The sequence below is a fragment of the Micromonospora sp. NPDC049102 genome, from assembly GCF_043197485.1.
Taxonomy (GTDB): Bacteria; Actinomycetota; Actinomycetes; order Mycobacteriales; family Micromonosporaceae; genus Micromonospora.
Genome location: NZ_JBICTE010000001.1, coordinates 414,428 through 432,420 on the forward strand (window position 1 = coordinate 414,428; position 17,993 = coordinate 432,420).

A 17,993-nucleotide genomic window follows, 5' to 3' on the forward strand; every position below is an offset into this window, starting at 1 on the left:
ATCGATGCAGCAGAACTAATTTGTTCAGCGAATCGACAAAATGCCGGCGTGGACGCCCTGGCACGGCGTCTCCACCGGCTCCATCTGGGACGGTCTTCGGCGAGCCGGCCCCGCGAGTCCTGTCCACCGCGACATTGGAGGCGGCGTGTCCCGTTCTCGTCGTGCCCCTGTACCACTCACCGCTACCCTGTTGTCCCTCGCGCTCGCGTCGACGGCCCTGATCGGGTCTCCGGCGCAGGCGGCTCCGGTCGCAGCGCAGGTCCCCCCGCGAGACGCGCAAGCCGCGACTCCCTTCTCCAAGGTGGTGCAGAAGGCACCACCGAAGGCAGCGAAGGCCGCAGCGGCCGACCCCTACTCCGTCCTGGTCTTCTCGAAGACCGCCGGTTTCCGGCACGACGCCATCCCCACCGGCATCGCCGCCATCCAGCAGCTCGGTGCCACCAACGGCTTCACGGTGGACACCACCGAGGACGGTGCCGCGTTCAGCGACGCTAACCTCGCCAAGTACCAGGCTGTGATCTGGCTCTCCACCACCGGAGACGTCCTGAACGCCGACCAGCAGGCGGCCTTCGAGCGGTACGTGAAGGCCGGCGGCGGTTACGTCGGCGTCCACGCCGCCTCGGACACCGAGTACAGCTGGGCCTGGTACGGCGACCTGGTCGGCGCGTACTTCGCCAACCACCCGCAGAACCAGCAGGCCACCGTCAAGGTGGAGGACCCGGCCCACCCGTCCACCACCGGACTGCCGGAGCGCTGGTCCCGGTTCGACGAGTGGTACAACTTCCAGACCAACCCCCGGTCGGACGTGCACGTCCTGGCCAGCCTGGACGAGAAGAGCTACACCCCGGGCGCCGGCGCGATGGGCGCCGACCACCCGACGGCGTGGTGTCAGGACTTCGACGGTGGCCGCTCCTGGTACACCGGCGGCGGGCACACCCGCGAGTCGTACGCCGAGCCCGAGTTCCTCAAGCACCTGCTCGGTGGCATCCAGACGGCGGCCGGCGTGGTCGACGCCGACTGTGGCGCGTCGAAGACCTCCAGCTTCGAGAAGGTCACGCTGGACAGCAACACCAGCAACCCGATGGAGCTGGACATCGCCCCCGACGGGCGGGTCTTCTACATCGAGCGCGACGGACGGGTCCAGATCATCAAGCCGGACACCGGCAACACCGTCACCGCCGTCGACCTGGACGTCTTCACCGGCAACGAGGACGGCCTGATCGGCATCCGGCTCGACCCGGACTTCGCCACCAACAAGTGGGTGTACCTGTACTACGCCCCGAACGACAACGTCACGCGCAACCTGCTGTCCCGGTTCACGGTGACCGGCGACACCATCGACCTGGCGAGCGAGAAGCAGGTGCTCCGGGTCGACACCCAGCGCAACACCTGCTGCCATGCGGGCGGCAGCATGACGTTCGACAGCGCCGGCAACCTCTACCTGGCCACCGGTGACAACACCAACCCGTTCGAGTCCAACGCGTACGCGCCGCTCGACGAGCGGGCGGGTCGCCAGGACTACGACTCGCAGCGCACCTCGGCCAACACGAACGACCTGCGCGGCAAGGTGATCCGGATCCACCCGCAGGACAACGGGACGTACACGGTTCCGTCCGGCAACCTCTTCGCCCCGGGCACCGAGAAGACCCGTCCCGAGATCTACGCGATGGGCTTCCGGAACCCGTTCCGGATCGGCACCGACCCGAAGACCGACACGCTGTACGTCGGTGACTACGGGCCGGACGCCAACGCGGACAACCCGAACCGGGGCCCTCGTGGCCTGGTCGAGTGGAACGTCGTGACCCCCGGCAACTACGGCTGGCCGTACTGCACGGGCACGAACGAGGCGTACAACGACTACACGTTCCCGTCCGGTCCGAGCGGTCCGAAGTTCGACTGCGCCGCGCCGGTGAACAACTCGCCCAACAACACGGGCCTGACCAACCTCCCGCCGGTCGTTCCGGCCACCGTCGACTACGGCTACGCCGGTGACGCGCGGTACCCGGAGATCGGCGGCGGTGGCGCCCCGATGGGCGGTCCGGCCTACCGGTACGACGCCAACCTCAACTCGACCCGCAAGTGGCCGGCCTACTTCGACGGCAAGGCGCTGCTCGGCGAGTGGAACCAGAACAAGATGTACACGATGCAGATGACCGCCGACGGCAAGTCGTTGGTGGACATCAACCAGCTCCTCCCCGGTATGTCGATGATCCGCCCGATGGACTTCGAGTTCGGTCCGGACGGCGCGCTGTACCTGATCGAGTGGGGTAGCGGATTCGGCGGTAACAACGACGACTCCGGGGTCTACCGGATCGACTACACCGCCGGTGACCGCGCGCCGATCGCGGCGGCGACCGCCAACCCGACCTCGGGTCCGGCGCCGTTGACGGTGACGTTCTCCAGCGCCGGCTCCCGGGACCCGGACGGCGGCGCACTCACCTACGCGTGGACGTTCGGCGACGGGCAGACCTCCACCGAGGCCAACCCGACGCACACGTACGCCACGGCGGGCAACTACACCGCCCAGCTCACCGTGACCAACCCGAAGGGCCGCACCGCGGTCGCCAACGTGCCGGTCACCGTGGGCAACACCGCACCGACGGTGAAGATCGACTTCCCGCCGGACGGTGGCTTCTTCAACTGGGGTGACCAGGTCCGTTACACGGTCACGGTGACCGACCCCGAGGACGGGCAGATCGACTGCACCAAGGTGAACCTCCAGGTGCTGCTCGGTCACGACGAGCACGCCCACCCGCTGGAGCAGCACACCGGCTGCACCGGCACGGTCCAGACGTCGCTCGCCTCCGGGCACGGCGCCGAGGCCAACGTGTTCGCGGTCTTCGAGGCCACGTACACCGACAAGGGTGGGGCTGGCGGGTCCGGCGCGCTCACCGGCCGGCAGATCGAGATCCTACAGCCGAAGCAGAAGCAGGCCGAGTACTTCACGGCCACCGGACGGGTTCCGGGCGGCACCGGCGGCGGAGACGCCGGCGTGCAGCGGGAGGCCGCGACCGACACCGCCGGTGGCGGCCAGAGCATCGCGTTCATCGAGGACGGCGACTGGTGGTCGCTCGTTCCGGCGAACCTCACCAACATCACCGAGATCCGGTTCCGGGCCGCATCGGCCGCCGCCGGCGGTCGGATCGAGGTCCACGCCGGTGCGGTCGACGGACCGGTGGTCGCCACAGCCGTCGTGCCCTCGACCGGAGCGTGGCAGACGTACACGGACGTGAGCGCGCCGGTCACCGGTGCCGCGAGCGGCTCGCTGTACTTCGTGGCCCGTGACCCGAACGGCGGAACGGGTTCGCTGTTCAACGTCAACTGGATGGACTTCGTCGGTCGCGGCGTCACCGAGAACGGGCCGCCGGTGGTCACCGCCACCGCGACCCCGACCACCGGTACCGCGCCGGTCACCGTCGCCTTCGACGGCACGGCCACCGACGCCGAGGGCGACACCCCGCTGACGTACGCCTGGGACTTCGGTGACGGCGGTACGGCGTCCACCCTGGACGCCAGCCACACGTACACCAGCGTCGGCACCTTCACGGCCACCCTCACGGTGACCGACAGCAAGGGCGCCAAGTCGTACGCCACGGTGCCGGTGCGGGTGACCGCGCCGGACACGTCCTGCTTCGGGGCGCGTTCGGACGACTTCAACGGCAACACGTTGGACAAGGGCCGGTGGACCAGCGTGGTCCGGGAGAACCAGCTCTACTCCCTCAGTGGCGGCGCGCTGAAGCTGCCCACCTCGGTGGGTGACCTCTACGGCGCTCGCAACGACGCCACCAACCTGGTGCTCCAGGCGGCGCCGACGGGTGCCTGGGAGATGACCACCAAGGTCACGCTGCCGGTGACGGCCAACTACCAGCAGGCGGGCCTGCTGGTGTACGGCGACGACGACAACTACGCCAAGGTGGACCTGCTGTACAACGGCAGCCGTCGGGTGGAGTTCATCCGGGAGACGGCCGCGACGCCGCGTAACGACGCTGCCGACGCCGCTGACGCGCCGGCGGGTGACACCGTGTACCTGCGGATCACCAGCGACGGGACGAACCTGACCGCCGCGGTTTCGGGCGACGGGCAGACGTTCACCCCGGTCGGCCGCTCGGCCGCGCTCGCCGGCATCACCAACCCGCGGATCGGGGTCTTCGCGCTCAACGGAGGCACCGAGGCGCCCGTGGTGGACGCGGCGTTCGACTCGTTCGTGGTCACGCCGGACGCTCCGGCCGGCCCGGTCGAGCCGTCGGACGAGTTCACCGGCACCACGCTGGACAAGTGCCGGTGGGACGCGATCCTGCGGGAGGACCCCAACGGCTACCGGGTGACCGATGGCGCGCTGCGGATCGACGTGCCCAACGGTGACATCTACGGCACCGACAACACCGGGCCGAAGAACTTCATCCTCCAGACCGCGCCCTCGGGCGACTGGACCCTGGAGACGAAGGTCGACGGCAGCCTGCTGAACGAGCAGTACCAGCAGGCCGGTCTGCTCGTGCAGGCCGACGACGACAACTATGTGAAGTTCGACTTCATCGCGGACAACCAGGCCGGCCAGGCGGTGACGCGGCGGATCGAGTTCCGCAGCGAGATCGCCGGGGTGGTGCAGAACCCGCAGCCGGAGGCAGCCAGCCTGACCTCGGCGGTGTGGTACCTGCGGCTCGCCCGCACCGGTGACACCTTCACCGCGTCGTACTCGGCCGACGGGACGACCTGGACCGCGTTGCAGGCGCTGACCAACAGCGCGGTGGGTGCCACCCCGAAGGTCGGTCTGTTCACCCTCGGCGCCAACCAGACGGCGTCGAAGACGGCCGCGTTCGACTACTTCCGGCTCAGCACCAGGGCGGTCGACGAGACCGCTCCGGTGACGACGGCGGCGGTGTCGGGCACCCCCACCGACGGGTGGTACACCGGGCCGGTGACGGTCACCCTGACCGCCGCCGACGAGGCCGGTGGCAGCGGACTGGCCGGTACGCAGTACCAGCTGGATTCCGCGACCGCCTGGACGGACTACACCGCGCCGGTGGCGATCAGCGGGGACGGCGAGCACGAGCTGCGGTTCCGCTCGACCGACAAGGCCGGCAACGTGGAGTCGACGAAGACCGTCTCGGTCAAGATCAACGCCACCGCACCGGTCACCACGGCGACGTTCGCTCCGGCGAACGACGCGGGCTGGCACAACGGGACGATCCCGGTGGTGCTGACCGCGACCGACGCCGGTTCCGGTGTGAAGACGGTCGAGTGGTCGCTGGACGGTGGCGCGTGGACGCCGTACTCGGAGCCGGTCGCGGTGACCGGTGACGGGCAGCACGAGCTGCTCTACCGCTCGACCGACAAGGCGGGCAACGTCGAGACGCTCAAGTCGGCGATCCTGAAGATCGACGGCACCAAGCCGACGCTGCTGGTCTCCGGTATCGCCGACGGCCAGCTCTACGGCGACAGCCAGGACGTACGGGTGTCGTGGCAGGCCGTCGACCCGACCTCGGGCATCGCGTCCGTGGTCGGCCAGCTCGACGGCAAGGCGTACGCCAGCGGCACCCTGCAGGCCATGTACGAGCTGTCGCTCGGCCTGCACGAACTGACCGTCACCGCGACCGACAAGGCCGGCAACACGACGACCTCGAACGTCCGGTTCTTCGTCACCACCTCGTTCCGGGACATGCAGTTCCTGCTGGACCGGTTCAAGGCGACGGGGCGGTTGTCGGCCAAGGCGCACAAGCAGTTGACGGCCAAGCTCGACGCGGCCCGCCAGGCCGAGGCGGCCGGCAACGACAACAAGGCGGTCAAGCAGCTGACGCAGTTCCGGGACCTCGCCACCGACGCCACCCTGGTGGCCGAGGCCGAGATCCGGGACACCCTCACCCGGGACGCCGACGCCATGATCGTGCGGCTCGGCGGTACGGCCAGCAAGGCCGGCGTCAAGGCCAATGACGGCGAGCCAGTCAAGGGCACCGGCCGACTCGGTGGCGACGCCACCCGGCTGGCACCCGGTCGCCAGCTCTGATCCGATCGAGGCCCCTTCCCGACGCTCCCATGTCGGGGAGGGGCCTCCCTCATGAGGGAGTAGACGTCCATGACGCGTATCCGCACGGTGGTCGCCGCCGTCCTGGTCGGACTGACCCTGACGCTGCTCGCCGCGGCCCCGGCGGCCGCACGGGCCGACAAGCTCAAGCTGGTCGTGGCCGGTGACGGGGCTGTCGGGGTCACCATCCAGGCGACCTACTCGGACGGCCGTCGGCTCGACAGGGTGGTACGGCTGACCCTCACCGCCACCGGCCCGGACGGGCAGCAGGTCGGTCCGGTGCAACTGGAGCCGGCACCCGAGGGTCAGGGTTTCTACAGCAGCGGTCCGGTGCTCTCCCCCGGCACCTGGAAGGTGACGGTGAACGCCCCGGCGCCGTACGGCACCAGGACCACGGCGACCGTGCAGGCCCAGGTGGCACAGACCCCGCCGCCGCCGACGCCGGTCGCGCTGACCAAGCCGACCAGTGGATCTGGCGCTTCCGGTTGGTGGCCGATCGCGGCGGCCGGGCTGGTGCTCGTGGCAGCGGCGATGGGTGTGGCCATGCTGTTCGGTCGTCGCCGCGCCGACTGACCGCCCGACGACGACAAGGGGCCGGGCCGCATCGAGAGCGACCCGGCCCCTGTCGTCGTACGGCTCAGAGGATGTCGCGCAGGGCCGTCAGGTCGTCGTCGGTCGGCTCCCAGGTGCCGGCGGCGGCGTTGGCGTGCACCTGCTCGGCGGTGGTGGCACCGGCGATCACCGAGGTCACCGCCGGCTGGGCGGCCAGCCCACCGATCGCCACCTGGAGCATCGTCAGACCCCGCTCGTTCGCGTACGCCTCGATCGCCTCGATGGTGTCCCAGTCCGCGGCGGCGAGCCGGTCGGCGTACCGGCCACCGCCGGAGAGGCGGCTGCCGGCCGGCGGCTGCTCGCTGCGCTTGTACTTGCCGGTGAGCAGGCCGTTGGCGAGCGGGAAGAACGGCAGCATGCCGAGGCCGAACCGCTCGCAGGCCGGGATCACCTCGGCCTCCACCGAGCGTTCCAGCAGGCTGTAGTGGTTCTGCGCGCTGATGAAGCGGGCCCGGCCGTTGGACGAGGCGACCCAGTCCGCGTCGGCGATCTGCCAGCCGGAAAAGTTGGAGTTGCCCAGGTAGCGCACCTTGCCGTCACGGACCAGGTCGTCCAGGGCGGCGAGGGTCTCGTCGATCGGCGTACCCGGGTCGGGCTCGTGCATCTGGTAGAGGTCGATGTGGTCGGTGCCGAGCCGGCGCAGCGACGCCTCGACCGCGCGGGCGATGTACCGCCGCGCGCCCCGGGCGCCGAAGTCGGGCCCGTTGAGGCCGTTCATGTCCATGCCGAACTTGGTGGCCACCACGACGTCGTCCCGGCGGCCCTTGAGCGCCTGCCCGAGCAGCTCCTCCGAGCCACCCTGCGGTTCGCCGTAGATGTCGGCGGTGTCGAACAGGTTGATCCCGGCGTCCAGGGCCGCGTCCACCACCGCTCGCGTGCCGTCGAGGTCCAGCTTGCGGCCGAAGTTGTTGCAGCCGATTCCGACGACGGACACCACGAGCCCGGAGTCGCCCAGCCGGCGATAGGTCATCTCAGTCACGAGATCCACCCTATGCCGGCCGGACGCGCTCCTGCCCGACGTCCGATCAGCCGACGTCCCAGACCGGTTCCGGGGTCTCCACCACCTCGTTGTCACTGCGGAACAGCACGAACCGGTCGAAGGAGCGGGTGAACCACCGGTCGTGGGTGACCGCGATCACCGTCCCCTCGAAGGCGTTCAGGCCGGTCTCCAGCGCCTCGGCGCTCGCCAGGTCGAGGTTGTCGGTCGGCTCGTCGAGCAGCAGCAGAGTCGCCCCGGACAGCTCCAGCAGCAGCACCAGGAACCGGGCCTGCTGCCCTCCCGAGAGCGTGCCGAAGCGCTGGTCACCCTGCCCGGCCAACTCGTACCGGCTGAGCACCCCCATTGCCGCGTGCCGGTCCATCCCCTGGCGGTGCTCGTCTCCCCGCCACAGGATCTCGACGAGCGTCTTCCCCATCAGTTCCGGTCGGTCGTGGGTCTGCGAGAAGTGCCCGGGACGGACCCGCGCGCCGAGCCGGGCCACACCGTCGTGCGCCACCGGGGCGAGCGCACCCGCGCCGTCGACCGGCCCGTTCGCCGGGTCCGGGTCGCTGCCGCCGCGCGCCAGCAGCCGCAGGAAGTGCGACTTGCCGGTGCCGTTGGCACCGAGGACCGCCACCCGGTCGCCATACCAGATCTCCAGGTCGAACGGGAATGTGAGGCCGTCCAGCTCGAGCTTGTCGCAGACGACCGCGCGCTTGCCGGTCCGCCCGCCGGTCAGCCGCATCCGGATGTCCTGGTCCTTCGGGGGTACGGGCGGAGGCCCGGCCTCCTCGAACTTGCGCAGCCGGGTCTGCGCGGCCTGGTAGCGCGAGGCCAACCCGTCGTTGTACGCCGCCTTCTGCTTGTACATCAGCATCAGCTCGCGCAGCTTCTGGTGCTCCTCGTCCCAACGTCGGCGCAGCTCGTCGAGGCGGGCGTGCCGGGCGACCCGCGCCTCGTACCAACTCGAGAAGCCACCGGGGTGCACCCAGGCGCTGCCGCCCTCGACGGCCACCACCCGGTCGGCGGTCTGGGCCAGCAACTCGCGGTCGTGTGAGACGTAGAGCACCGACTTCGTCGACTCGCGCAGCCGCGCCTCCAGCCACCGTTTGCCGGGCACGTCGAGGAAGTTGTCCGGCTCGTCGAGCAGCAGCACCTCATCCGGGCCGCGCAGCAGCAACTCCAGGGCGAACCGTTTCTGCTGCCCGCCGGAGAGCGTGCGCACCGGCCGCTCCCGAACGGCGTCCCACGGCTGGTCGAGCACGATGGTCGCGACGGTGTCGAACAACACCTCGGCGTCGTACCCGCCGGCCTCGCCCCAGGCGCCCAGCGCGTCGGCGTACGCCAACTGTGCCTTGCCCGCGGTGTTGCTGAACTTGCCGTGGGCCTCGGCCACCCGCATGGCCGCCTCGGTTTCGCCGAGCCGGCGGCCGGCGTCGCGCAGCGCCGGCGGGGCCAGCGACAGGGCGAGGTCGTGCAGCGTCGTCTCGTCACCGATCATGCCGATGAACTGCCGCATCACGCCCAGCCCGCCGGCGCGCGCGACGCCGCCCGTCTGTATCGGCAGGTCACCGGCGACCATTCTCAGCAGCGTCGTCTTGCCCGCGCCGTTCGGCCCGACCAGGGCGACCTTGGCGCCCTCACCGACCCGGAACGACACGTCGGCGAAGAGTTCCCGACCATCCGGCAGGCTGTGCCCGACCGCTGCCACGTCCACGTATCCCACGCGGGGATACTGCCCGAAACCCGTGCCCGGGGGTATCCAATTACCACCTGCCGGTGGGGTGACCCGCTTCCACCACAACCTCAACGGGCCGACCGCTTCGGCGCGCAGTTGAGAACGCTTTCGGCCAGGATCTGAAGTTGCGGGACGCGTTCGGGCATCGCGGTCTTCAGGCCGACGATAGCATCGACCAACTGCGCCTTCTCCCCACCGTCAAGCCTGCCGGCGTTGTCGTCGCCAAAGCTCTTGGCCTTTTCCAACCTGCCATTCTTGATGTCGTCCATGACCTCAAGGAGGGACAGTGTCACGGCCACGGTGTCCGAGCTACCCCCGACCGCATCAACCATTGATGCCAAATTGGCGGTGGTAAGGCCGCCGTTCAGCGGCACCGGGGACTCCCGGGCGAACTGTTCCAACCGGACGACTGTTTCCAGCAGGATCGCTGGGCGGTCCGTCTCCTCGACGGCCGCGTAGTCGAACACGAGGTCCGAATGGCCCGCCTCGACGAATTCCACCACTGGAGCAAAGATCTTCAGCGCTTGCGAGTGCGGCACTCGCTGGATCATCTGCTCGACGCGGGGAAGGTTTCGCTTGATCTCCTGCGGCGACCGGCGCCTCTGTAACCGGCGGAAGGCATCACGGCTGGCCTGCAGACTGTTTGCCCAGATCATTTCGCCGAGTGCGTCGTCGATGCGCGAGACGGCGTCGGTGGGTCGGGCCAGTTGGTTTGCGGCACTCAGTACGCCGGCGGTGATCAGATCCCAGCTGTCGCTCGAGGTGGCGACCGCCCCGACCTGCCGGTGAGCAGTGGCTTTCCAACGGTTGTCAAGTCGTGCGACACCGTGACCGGCCTTCTCCGAGGCCGGGTGAAGAATGGCAGCACCATACCTTCCTGTGACCGGAAGCAACGCGGCGATCCTGATGTCGCGGCTCACCACAACGGGCAGTTGGCCGCGTTGCGCGAACTGTTCGAGCAGTTCGTTCAGCACATTGATACCCTGGGCATCCGCTCCTTCGTGGCGCGCCGCGTCACCGAGCAGGATCACCGGGCGCCCGGCATCGGCGGCCGCGACCAGTTGATCCAGGAACCTCTGCGGTGCGCCCTCCCTACCCCGCGAGATCTCGTAGACGTTGGCGTGTTCGATGACCCTCTGCGTCAACCGCAGCGACCACGTCGGACGTGGAGCCGGCCCTCCGGCACTCACCTCGGTGCCGGCGGTCTCCGGCCCGGCGATGGTGACGGTCGGGCGGTTGACCTGCTCCGGGTAGTGCGCCGTCAACGCCGGGTCGGCGAGCTTCGAGCCCTCGCGGTAGGGGTGGACCGTATGCCAGAGATCCGGGTGGGGTTGGCCCACGGTGCTAAACTCTCGCCTCCACAGGGGGACCTCTTGCACCACTGGAGGGGATGCCGGCAGCCGATCGAGCCGAATCTGTGCCCGGCCTAGCCTCCACATGTCGGACCCGTCGGGCACCACGGTCTGGGTCGCAACCACCGTGTGTAGGCGGATCATGTAGCGGTCCAGCGTCACCGCGGCGGGCACGAGCGGCCAAGGATCGACCACCACACTGTTCGGATGCCCCAGCGGCCCGAGGATAATAAACGTGTGTGTTCGCCCAATTTCGTCGTTGGCCAGGACACGAGTGATCGGCACACCCAGACAATCCGACCTGCTCCATAAAGTGGCGCATGCCAATGCTGCATATTCGTCACAGAATCCGGTGCGAAAGAAGGCGGCCAGCCAGGCCTGAGCGGCGACTGCCTTCCGAATGTCTCGCCCTGGTCGCGGTCCGGACACACCAAGCAAATCCGGATCTTTTTGATATATCGGGTTCCTAACGCCTCCGAGAACCAACTGGTGAAGGCGATTCTGATATCGATCGATGATTACGCTGTTGTTGGCCGGGCCGTAGGTCAATACTCGGTTCACCTGGCCGATCACTTCGCTGGCAAGCGGGAGCGCGACTCGCAGCCATTCACGCTCCGCCCCCCTACCGCCCGCAATCTGTGTGATGTGCGGCTCCAGGCTGCCAGCGATGGCTGCCAGCTGGCCACGCCGAGCGCTCAGGGATGATCGAATTTCGCCGACAGCCTGCTTCAGTGCGCTGGCCGCGCTCTGGGGCCCGAGGCTCGCATTCAACGCGCTGATATCAGCTCGGGTTCGCGAACCGCCCCGCGATCGGTCGGTCACCTCGTAATACCCCAAGACTGCTTCGATCATCTGGCGCCGCTTCGCTTTCAGATAGCGGCGTGCCAGCGCCTTCAGCTCGTTCCTGGCGGACGCATTTTGCGCAATCCTCGCGGGCGTAAGCTGCTGGAGGTTATCGAACGAACCCTCAAGAGCGCCAGCCTCTTCGCGCAGGTGCGTCTGAACACTCCGCGCTGCGCTGAGGACATCCTCCCGAGCCGACTCGACGCCATGCATCGTGAGCCCGGCGAAGTTGGCAGGTCGCTCATACGAGGGCGCCACCGGAGTAATCCGGTGGGTCTCCTGGAATCGCGCAGCGGCAGTCTCGAGTTGTCGGTGGCCCGCCTGAACGGCCCACTGGCTCAGCCATCTGGCTGCGCTGGCCGCTGCGGAACGGGCATTCTCGACACGGCGGTACGCCTCGCGCAGTGAATACTGCGGACGCGGAGAGCCTGAGGTCTGGTCGGCACCGGCTGACCGGTGGTCGCCGGCAGCCAGGGCCGGTGTGCGTCGCTTGTCCAGCGCGGGAGTGTTCCCACCAACCGGCCGGATTTCCAGGGACACGGAGCGAGCCGCATCGCCGCTCGTGGTGACCTGCAACAGGACGGACGACCCGGCGGGCACTTCGTCGAGTTCACGCAGGAGCCCGGCTACTCCACTGTTGGCGCGGCCGGGGCCACCGACTGCGGCCCTGATGCCGGATGCCGTCCGAACGTCCATCCTGCCGGCACGGGCCTCGAAGGTCAGCAGAGCGAGGCCCGCCTCGAACAGATCACCCGCTAACCAGGTCGGGCGAGCCGTCGCAGGGCGGGCGACGGTCACCTCAGCACCATGGGCTGTCGCGTGCTCGGCGACGAGATGACGAGCCGGCAGCACCAGGACGAAGTCGGCGGCACCCGGGGCGACAATTCGTCCCCCGCCATCGATGGGCAGGGTTCTGTTGTTCCCCGCGAAAGTATTTCCTGGCATGCGCACCGGTAGGCGCAGGGTGTCCGCACGCGTGGTCGCCGCGGCCAGATCGAGAGCGGTGGCGACCGAGGCCGACGGAGACTCCACCATTCGCGCAACCACACCCAGCGGCTGCGCCAACAGCGTGGCGGCTGCGACTGCGGAGCCGAACAGGTCTGCGGCGACGTGGACCATGTGCAGTCCGGGCACCCGCTCAGCGACACAGACCTCGGCAGCCATCAGGGCTGCGGGCCCAACATACTCGCCAGAGGGCACCCACGTCCTGACGAACTCGGGACATGCGGACGGCGTCAACTCGGTTTCGGACGCGAGGCGGGGCGACACAGAAGATTTATATGCCTGGATTGCGGTATGAGGCTATGGAGTACCGGACGATGACCGGCGGGTATCCGATTGCCGGGTGACCCGCAGCACTCGAAAGCCCTTCTGGCTGGCGTGCCGCTCGACCTGCCAGCCCTGGTCGGTTAGCCAGCGTTGGAGCGAGTCGCCGCCGAGGTGCCGGGCGACGACCAGCCACCCCACGCCGTCCGGGGCGAGTCGGGGCAGCCAGCGCAGCAGCAGCTCGTGCAGCTCGTCCTTTCCGATGCGGATGGGTGGGTTGGACCACAGCTCGGCGAACGTCAGGTCCGCCGGTACGTCGTCCGGCGCGCTCACCCGGACCCGGTCGCCGGCACCGATCCTCGCCGCGTTGGCGGTGGTGAGGTCGCGGGCGCGGGCGTTGACGTCGACCGCCCAGACGGTGCTCGCCGGTGCCACGTCGGCCAGGACGCACGCGATGGGGCCGAACCCACAGCCGAGGTCGAGCAGGTCGCCGGTGGTGTCGGCGGCGGGCAGGTCGGCCTTGCGCAGGAGTACGGCGGTGCCGGGGTCGAGACGGCTGGCGGAGAAGACACCACCGGCCGAGACGAGCCGGTAGTCGCGGTCGGCGACGGAGAATTCGACCTCGCGCGCCGGTGCGTCGCTGGCGGGCTGCGCGGTGAAGTAGTGGTCGCCGGTCACGCGGCAATTCTCGCACCGGCTCCGGCGGGTCACGACACTGCCCACACCTACATTTCCCCAATATTATCCCCTAAAGGGACAATCACTCCTACTCTGGGCGACATGGTGTATCGGTACGAGTCCGAAGAGGACGCATTCGAGGACCCCGAGCCCGGGTCCGACCTGGACGTGCTCGGCGCCGGTCCGCCCCCGCCGGCCGGCCCCTCACCGTCGCGGTTCCCCGCGCCGTCGCTGCCCCGACCCAACCAGTTGGTGCTGCCGTCGACCCAACCGCCGCCGCCCGCCCGCGTCAGCGCCCCGATCGCGGCTCCCCGCAGCCAGGTCTACACGTCCGCCCAACCGGTGGAGACGCCCGCGCGGCGCAGCGGCGGCAGACTCTGGCAGGTACTGGTCGGCGGCGCAGCCGTCCTCGTGCTCCTCGCGCTCTGCGGTCTGGGCGCCGCCGCGCTCCTGGCGGATCGCGATCCGGCCCCTCAGCCCACCCCGACATACCAGCCGGACGCCGCCGCGTCCGCTCCCGCCCAGCGGCAGGATCTGGACTCGCGGGACACCGACCAGGCGCCGCTCACCGCGAAGGAACTCTTTCCCGGCAAGGAGCTGAAGCTCGCCGACGGACAGGCCGCCTACCAGGTGCTCAAGACCCAGTCCAGCGGCAGTTGCGCCGTCGCCGCCACCGACGAGGTCGCCAACCTGCTGACCCTGCTCGGTTGCAACCAGGCCGTCCGGGCGACGCTGCGGTCCCCCGGTGGCGACCACCTGATCACCACCGGCCTGTTCAACCTCACCGACAAGGTCAGCGCCGAGCGGGCCCGGGACCGTATCCGGCAGATCCTCGACGACCGCCGGGGCCGGTTCCGTGGGCTCACCGCCGGCACCGACACCGACGCGCTCACCAGCGCCCCGGCACGCGTCGGCTGGCAGGTCCGGGGCCACTACCTGGCGTACGCGCTGGTGGTCCGCGCCGACGGCACCGCGGTCAGGTCCGGCGACACCAAGATCCGGGAAATCCTGTTCGACATGATCGAGGTACACCTGAGCCGCGGGGTCCTGCAACGGCGAGCCGAGACCGGCACGGCCGAGCAGCCGACGCCAGCGCCCACCCAGGGCAGCGGCAGCCAGAACGGCAGCGGGGACGACGAACTGCCCGGCGACTGATCCGTCACCGCGTCTCAACGGGTGTGCCGCCGAGAAGGTGGCACACCCGTCGTCGTCCCGGCCCGGCCTGCGCGGTCCCGGTGCCGATCGGATGCGACAGTCGTCAGCCCTCGACCGGTACGCGCAGCCGACGCGTCAGGTCCGCGCGTCGGGCGTAGTCGGCCGGGTCGTCGGGGTAGCCGACCGCCACCAGCGTCAACCCGTGCGCCGGAGCCACCGTCACCTCGCTGGATCGCTCCTGCCGGTCGAGCAGACTGCCCGGCCACCGCACCGGCCGGCGACCGTCGCCGGCCGCGAGCATCGCCCCCACGAGACTGCGCACCATCGCCTGGCAGAACGCGTCGGCCTGCACGGTGGCGACCAGGACGCCGTCCGGGTCACGCCGCCAGTCCAGTCGGGTCACCTCGCGCAGCGTCGTCGCGTTCTCCTTGCGCCGGCAGTACGCGGCGAAGTCGTGCTCACCCACCAGACCCTCGGCAGCGGTGTTCAGGGCCGCCAGGTCCAGCGCGCGCGGCCAGGCCAACACCTCGTGCCGGCGCAGCGGCTCCGCGCCGTACGGGGCGTCGGTCACCCGGTACTCGTACCGTCGGAAGGTGGCCGAGAAGCGGGCGTCGAAGTCCGTGGGCACCTCGGTCATCGCCCGCACCCGCACGTCGGTGGGGAGCAGCCGCGCCAGCCGGCGCAGCAGCCGTCCCTCGTGCTCCCGCCACACCTCGACGGGCAGGTCCAGGTGGCAGACCTGACCGGAGGCGTGCACCCCGGCATCGGTCCGACCCGCGACGGTCAGACCGGTCGCGGTGCCCGCTCCCAGGACCAGATCCAGGGTCTCGACGAGCACCCCGGCGACGGTCCGCCGCGTTGGCTGGGGCGCCCAGCCGGAGAAACCCGCGCCGTCGTACGAGACGTCCAGCCGCAGCCGGATCCGCTCGTCCACCTCGTACCTCCTGTTACGGGTCGGGCCCGACACCCCCGAAAGGGGTGCCGGGCCCGCACTGATGCCCGAGGTCAGGCCTTGTTCTCCTCGGTGGCGAGGTCGCTGTCCTCGCGCGCCTCGGCGGTGTCACCGGAGGCCGACACCGGCGCCTCGGAGTCCTGGTCGACGTCGGCCGACTTCGGAGCCTCCTCGGCCGGGGCGAGCGCCTCGACCTTGTCCTGCTGCGCGGCCTTGCGGGCGGCGGTCTTCTTGTTCGCCTTCGGCTCGGCGACCTGAAGCTCCTCCACCAGCTCGATGATGGCCATCGGCGCGTTGTCACCCTTGCGCGGACCGGTCTTCACGATCCGGGTGTAACCGCCGGGGCGGTTGGAGTACCGGGGCGCGATCTGGTCGAACAGGGCGTAGACGACGTCCTTGTCCTTGACGACACCCAGCACCCGCCGCCGCGAGGCGAGGTCGCCGCGCTTGGCCTTGGTGATGAGCTGCTCGGCCAGCGGACGCAGCCGCCGGGCCTTCGTCTCGGTGGTCTGGATCTTGCCGTGCTGGAACAGCGCGGTGGCCAGGTTGGCGAGCATCAGCCGCTCGTGCGAGGGGCTGCCGCCGAGGCGGGGGCCCTTGGTGGGCGTGGGCATTTTTGGTGCTCCTCAGTTGTGGCGGCAGCGCGGACTAGAGCTGCTCGGTCTCGCGGTAGTCGTCGGTGTCGTAGTCGGCCTCGCCGAAGGTGTCCACGACGTGCGCCGGGTCGAAGTTCGGAGCCGAGTCCTTCAGCCCGAGACCCATCCCGGCGAGCTTCATCTTGACCTCGTCGATCGACTTCTGACCGAAGTTGCGGATATCGAGGAGGTCGGCCTCGGTACGCCCGATGAGCTCACCAACGGAGTTGATGCCCTCGCGCTTGAGGCAGTTGTAGGAGCGGACGGTCAGGTCCAGCTCCTCGATCGGCAGAGCGAGGTCAGCCGCCAGCTGGGCGTCCTGCGGGGACGGCCCGATGTCGATGCCCTCGGCCGTCTCGTCCAGCTCACGGGCCAGCCCGAACAGCTCCACCAGCGTCGAACCGGCGGAGGCCAGCGCGGTACGCGGGCCCATCGACGGCTTGGTCTCGACGTCGATGATGAGCCGGTCGAAGTCGGTGCGCTGCTCGACGCGGGTCGCCTCGACGCGGTAGGTCACCTTCAGCACCGGCGAGTAGATCGAGTCCACCGGGATGCGGCCGATCTCGGCACCGGACTGCTTGTTCTGTGCGGCCGTCACGTAGCCCCGGCCCCGCTCGACGGTCAGCTCCATGTCGAGCCGGCCCTTGCCGTTCAGGGTCGCGAGCTTGAGGTCCGGGTTGTGCACCGAGACGCCGGCCGGGGGCTGGATGTCGCCCGCCGTCACGTCGCCCGGGCCCTGCTTGCGCAGGTACATGCTGACCGGCTCGTCGTGCTCGGAGCTGACGCACAGCTCCTTGATGTTCATGACGAGCTCGACCACGTCCTCCTTGACACCGGGGATCGTGGTGAACTCGTGCAGCACGCCGTCGATCTTGATCGAGGTGACCGCCGCACCCGGGATCGACGACAGCAGCGTGCGCCGCAGCGAGTTGCCCAGGGTGTAGCCGAAGCCCGGCTCGAGCGGCTCGATGGCGAACCGCGACCGGGTCTCGTTGATCGACTCCTCGGAGAGGGAGGGTCGCTGGCTGATGAGCATGTTGTCTCTTCTCTTCCGGGACGCCCGCTATTTGACGTCCGCGACACAAACTGTTCCGGTGGCCCGCCCCGAAGGGCGGACCACCGCAACGAGCCCGACTACTTGGAGTAGAGCTCGACGATCAGCTGCTCCTGGACCTGCGTGTCGATGACCTGCCGGGCCGGGAGGGAGTGCACGAGCACCTTCATCTGGCTGGGGATTGCCTCCAGCCAGGCCGGCACCGTCTTCGAACCGGCCTGAGCCTGCGCCACCACGAACGGGGTGAGCTCCTTGCTCTTACCCCGGACCTCGATGATGTCGTGCTCCTTGACGCGGTACGACGGGATGTCGACCTTCTTGCCGTTCACCGTGAAGTGACCGTGCTTGACCAGCTGGCGGGCCATGTCCCGCGAGTGGGCGTAGCCGGCCCGGTAAACGACGTTGTCCAGCCGCGACTCGAGGATCTGCAGGAGGACCTCACCGGTCTTGGCCTGCTTGCCGACGGCTTCCTCGTAGTAGCCACGGAACTGCTTCTCCAGCACGCCGTAGACGCGGCGGGCCTTCTGCTTCTCGCGGAGCTGGAGCAGGTACTCCGTCTCCTTGGTGCGGCCTCGGCCGTGCTGCCCGGGCGGGAACGGCCGGGACTCGAACGGGCACTTCGGACCATCGCACTTGCTGCCCTTGAGGAACAGCTTCATCTTCTCCCGCCGGCAACGGCGGCAGTCAGCACCGGTGTAACGAGCCATCTC

The 17,993-nt window shown here is 69.3% G+C and carries 11 protein-coding genes; 3 read left to right on the forward strand and 8 right to left on the reverse strand.

Going from position 1 to position 17,993, the window contains the following annotated elements:
* Window positions 1–145: 145 nt before the first annotated feature.
* Window positions 146–6,001, forward strand: a complete 5,856-nt coding sequence (locus ACGFH9_RS01955) for a ThuA domain-containing protein (RefSeq protein ID WP_393213885.1) — start codon at window positions 146–148, stop codon at window positions 5,999–6,001.
* Between the two features lie 69 nt (window positions 6,002–6,070).
* Window positions 6,071–6,592 carry a hypothetical protein gene (locus tag ACGFH9_RS01960; RefSeq protein WP_393213888.1) on the forward strand — a complete coding sequence of 174 codons (522 nt, stop codon included), beginning with the start codon at window positions 6,071–6,073 and terminating at the stop codon, window positions 6,590–6,592.
* 64 nt (window positions 6,593–6,656) lie between these two features.
* On the opposite strand, the gene ACGFH9_RS01965 is transcribed toward ACGFH9_RS01960, so the two are convergent.
* The 4 genes from ACGFH9_RS01965 to ACGFH9_RS01980 all read right to left on the reverse strand — a co-directional run bounded on the left by ACGFH9_RS01965 (window position 6,657) and on the right by ACGFH9_RS01980 (window position 13,487).
* Complete coding sequence (locus tag ACGFH9_RS01965) at window positions 6,657–7,619, reverse strand: aldo/keto reductase (RefSeq protein WP_393213891.1); 963 nt, start codon at window positions 7,617–7,619, stop codon at window positions 6,657–6,659.
* Between the two features lie 37 nt (window positions 7,620–7,656).
* Complete coding sequence (locus tag ACGFH9_RS01970) at window positions 7,657–9,336, reverse strand: ABC-F family ATP-binding cassette domain-containing protein (protein WP_393213894.1); 1,680 nt, start codon at window positions 9,334–9,336, stop codon at window positions 7,657–7,659.
* 80 nt (window positions 9,337–9,416) lie between these two features.
* Window positions 9,417–12,662 carry a hypothetical protein gene (locus ACGFH9_RS01975; RefSeq protein WP_393213897.1) on the reverse strand — a complete coding sequence of 1,082 codons (3,246 nt, stop codon included), beginning with the start codon at window positions 12,660–12,662 and terminating at the stop codon, window positions 9,417–9,419.
* A 183-nt stretch (window positions 12,663–12,845) separates the two neighbouring features.
* A complete protein-coding gene (locus ACGFH9_RS01980) occupies window positions 12,846–13,487 on the reverse strand; it encodes a class I SAM-dependent methyltransferase (protein WP_393213900.1) in 642 nt (213 codons plus the stop codon).
* A gap of 102 nt (window positions 13,488–13,589) precedes the next feature.
* On the opposite strand from ACGFH9_RS01980, the gene ACGFH9_RS01985 reads away from it, so the two are divergent.
* Window positions 13,590–14,642, forward strand: a complete 1,053-nt coding sequence (locus tag ACGFH9_RS01985; protein WP_393213903.1) for a hypothetical protein — start codon at window positions 13,590–13,592, stop codon at window positions 14,640–14,642.
* A 103-nt stretch (window positions 14,643–14,745) separates the two neighbouring features.
* On the opposite strand, the gene truA is transcribed toward ACGFH9_RS01985, so the two are convergent.
* The 4 genes from truA to rpsD form a co-directional block, all read right to left on the reverse strand.
* The gene (truA, locus tag ACGFH9_RS01990) at window positions 14,746–15,576 is read right to left on the reverse strand and encodes a tRNA pseudouridine(38-40) synthase TruA (protein WP_393213906.1); all 831 of its coding nucleotides are present in this window, start codon (window positions 15,574–15,576) and stop codon (window positions 14,746–14,748) included.
* A gap of 71 nt (window positions 15,577–15,647) precedes the next feature.
* Window positions 15,648–16,208, reverse strand: a complete 561-nt coding sequence (rplQ, locus tag ACGFH9_RS01995; RefSeq protein WP_355242124.1) for a 50S ribosomal protein L17 — start codon at window positions 16,206–16,208, stop codon at window positions 15,648–15,650.
* A gap of 34 nt (window positions 16,209–16,242) precedes the next feature.
* Window positions 16,243–17,265, reverse strand: coding sequence for a DNA-directed RNA polymerase subunit alpha (locus ACGFH9_RS02000; RefSeq protein WP_007465227.1), 1,023 nt, complete (start codon window positions 17,263–17,265; stop codon window positions 16,243–16,245).
* A gap of 98 nt (window positions 17,266–17,363) precedes the next feature.
* Complete coding sequence (rpsD, locus tag ACGFH9_RS02005; RefSeq protein WP_007465229.1) at window positions 17,364–17,990, reverse strand: 30S ribosomal protein S4; 627 nt, start codon at window positions 17,988–17,990, stop codon at window positions 17,364–17,366.
* Window positions 17,991–17,993: the final 3 nt, after the last annotated feature.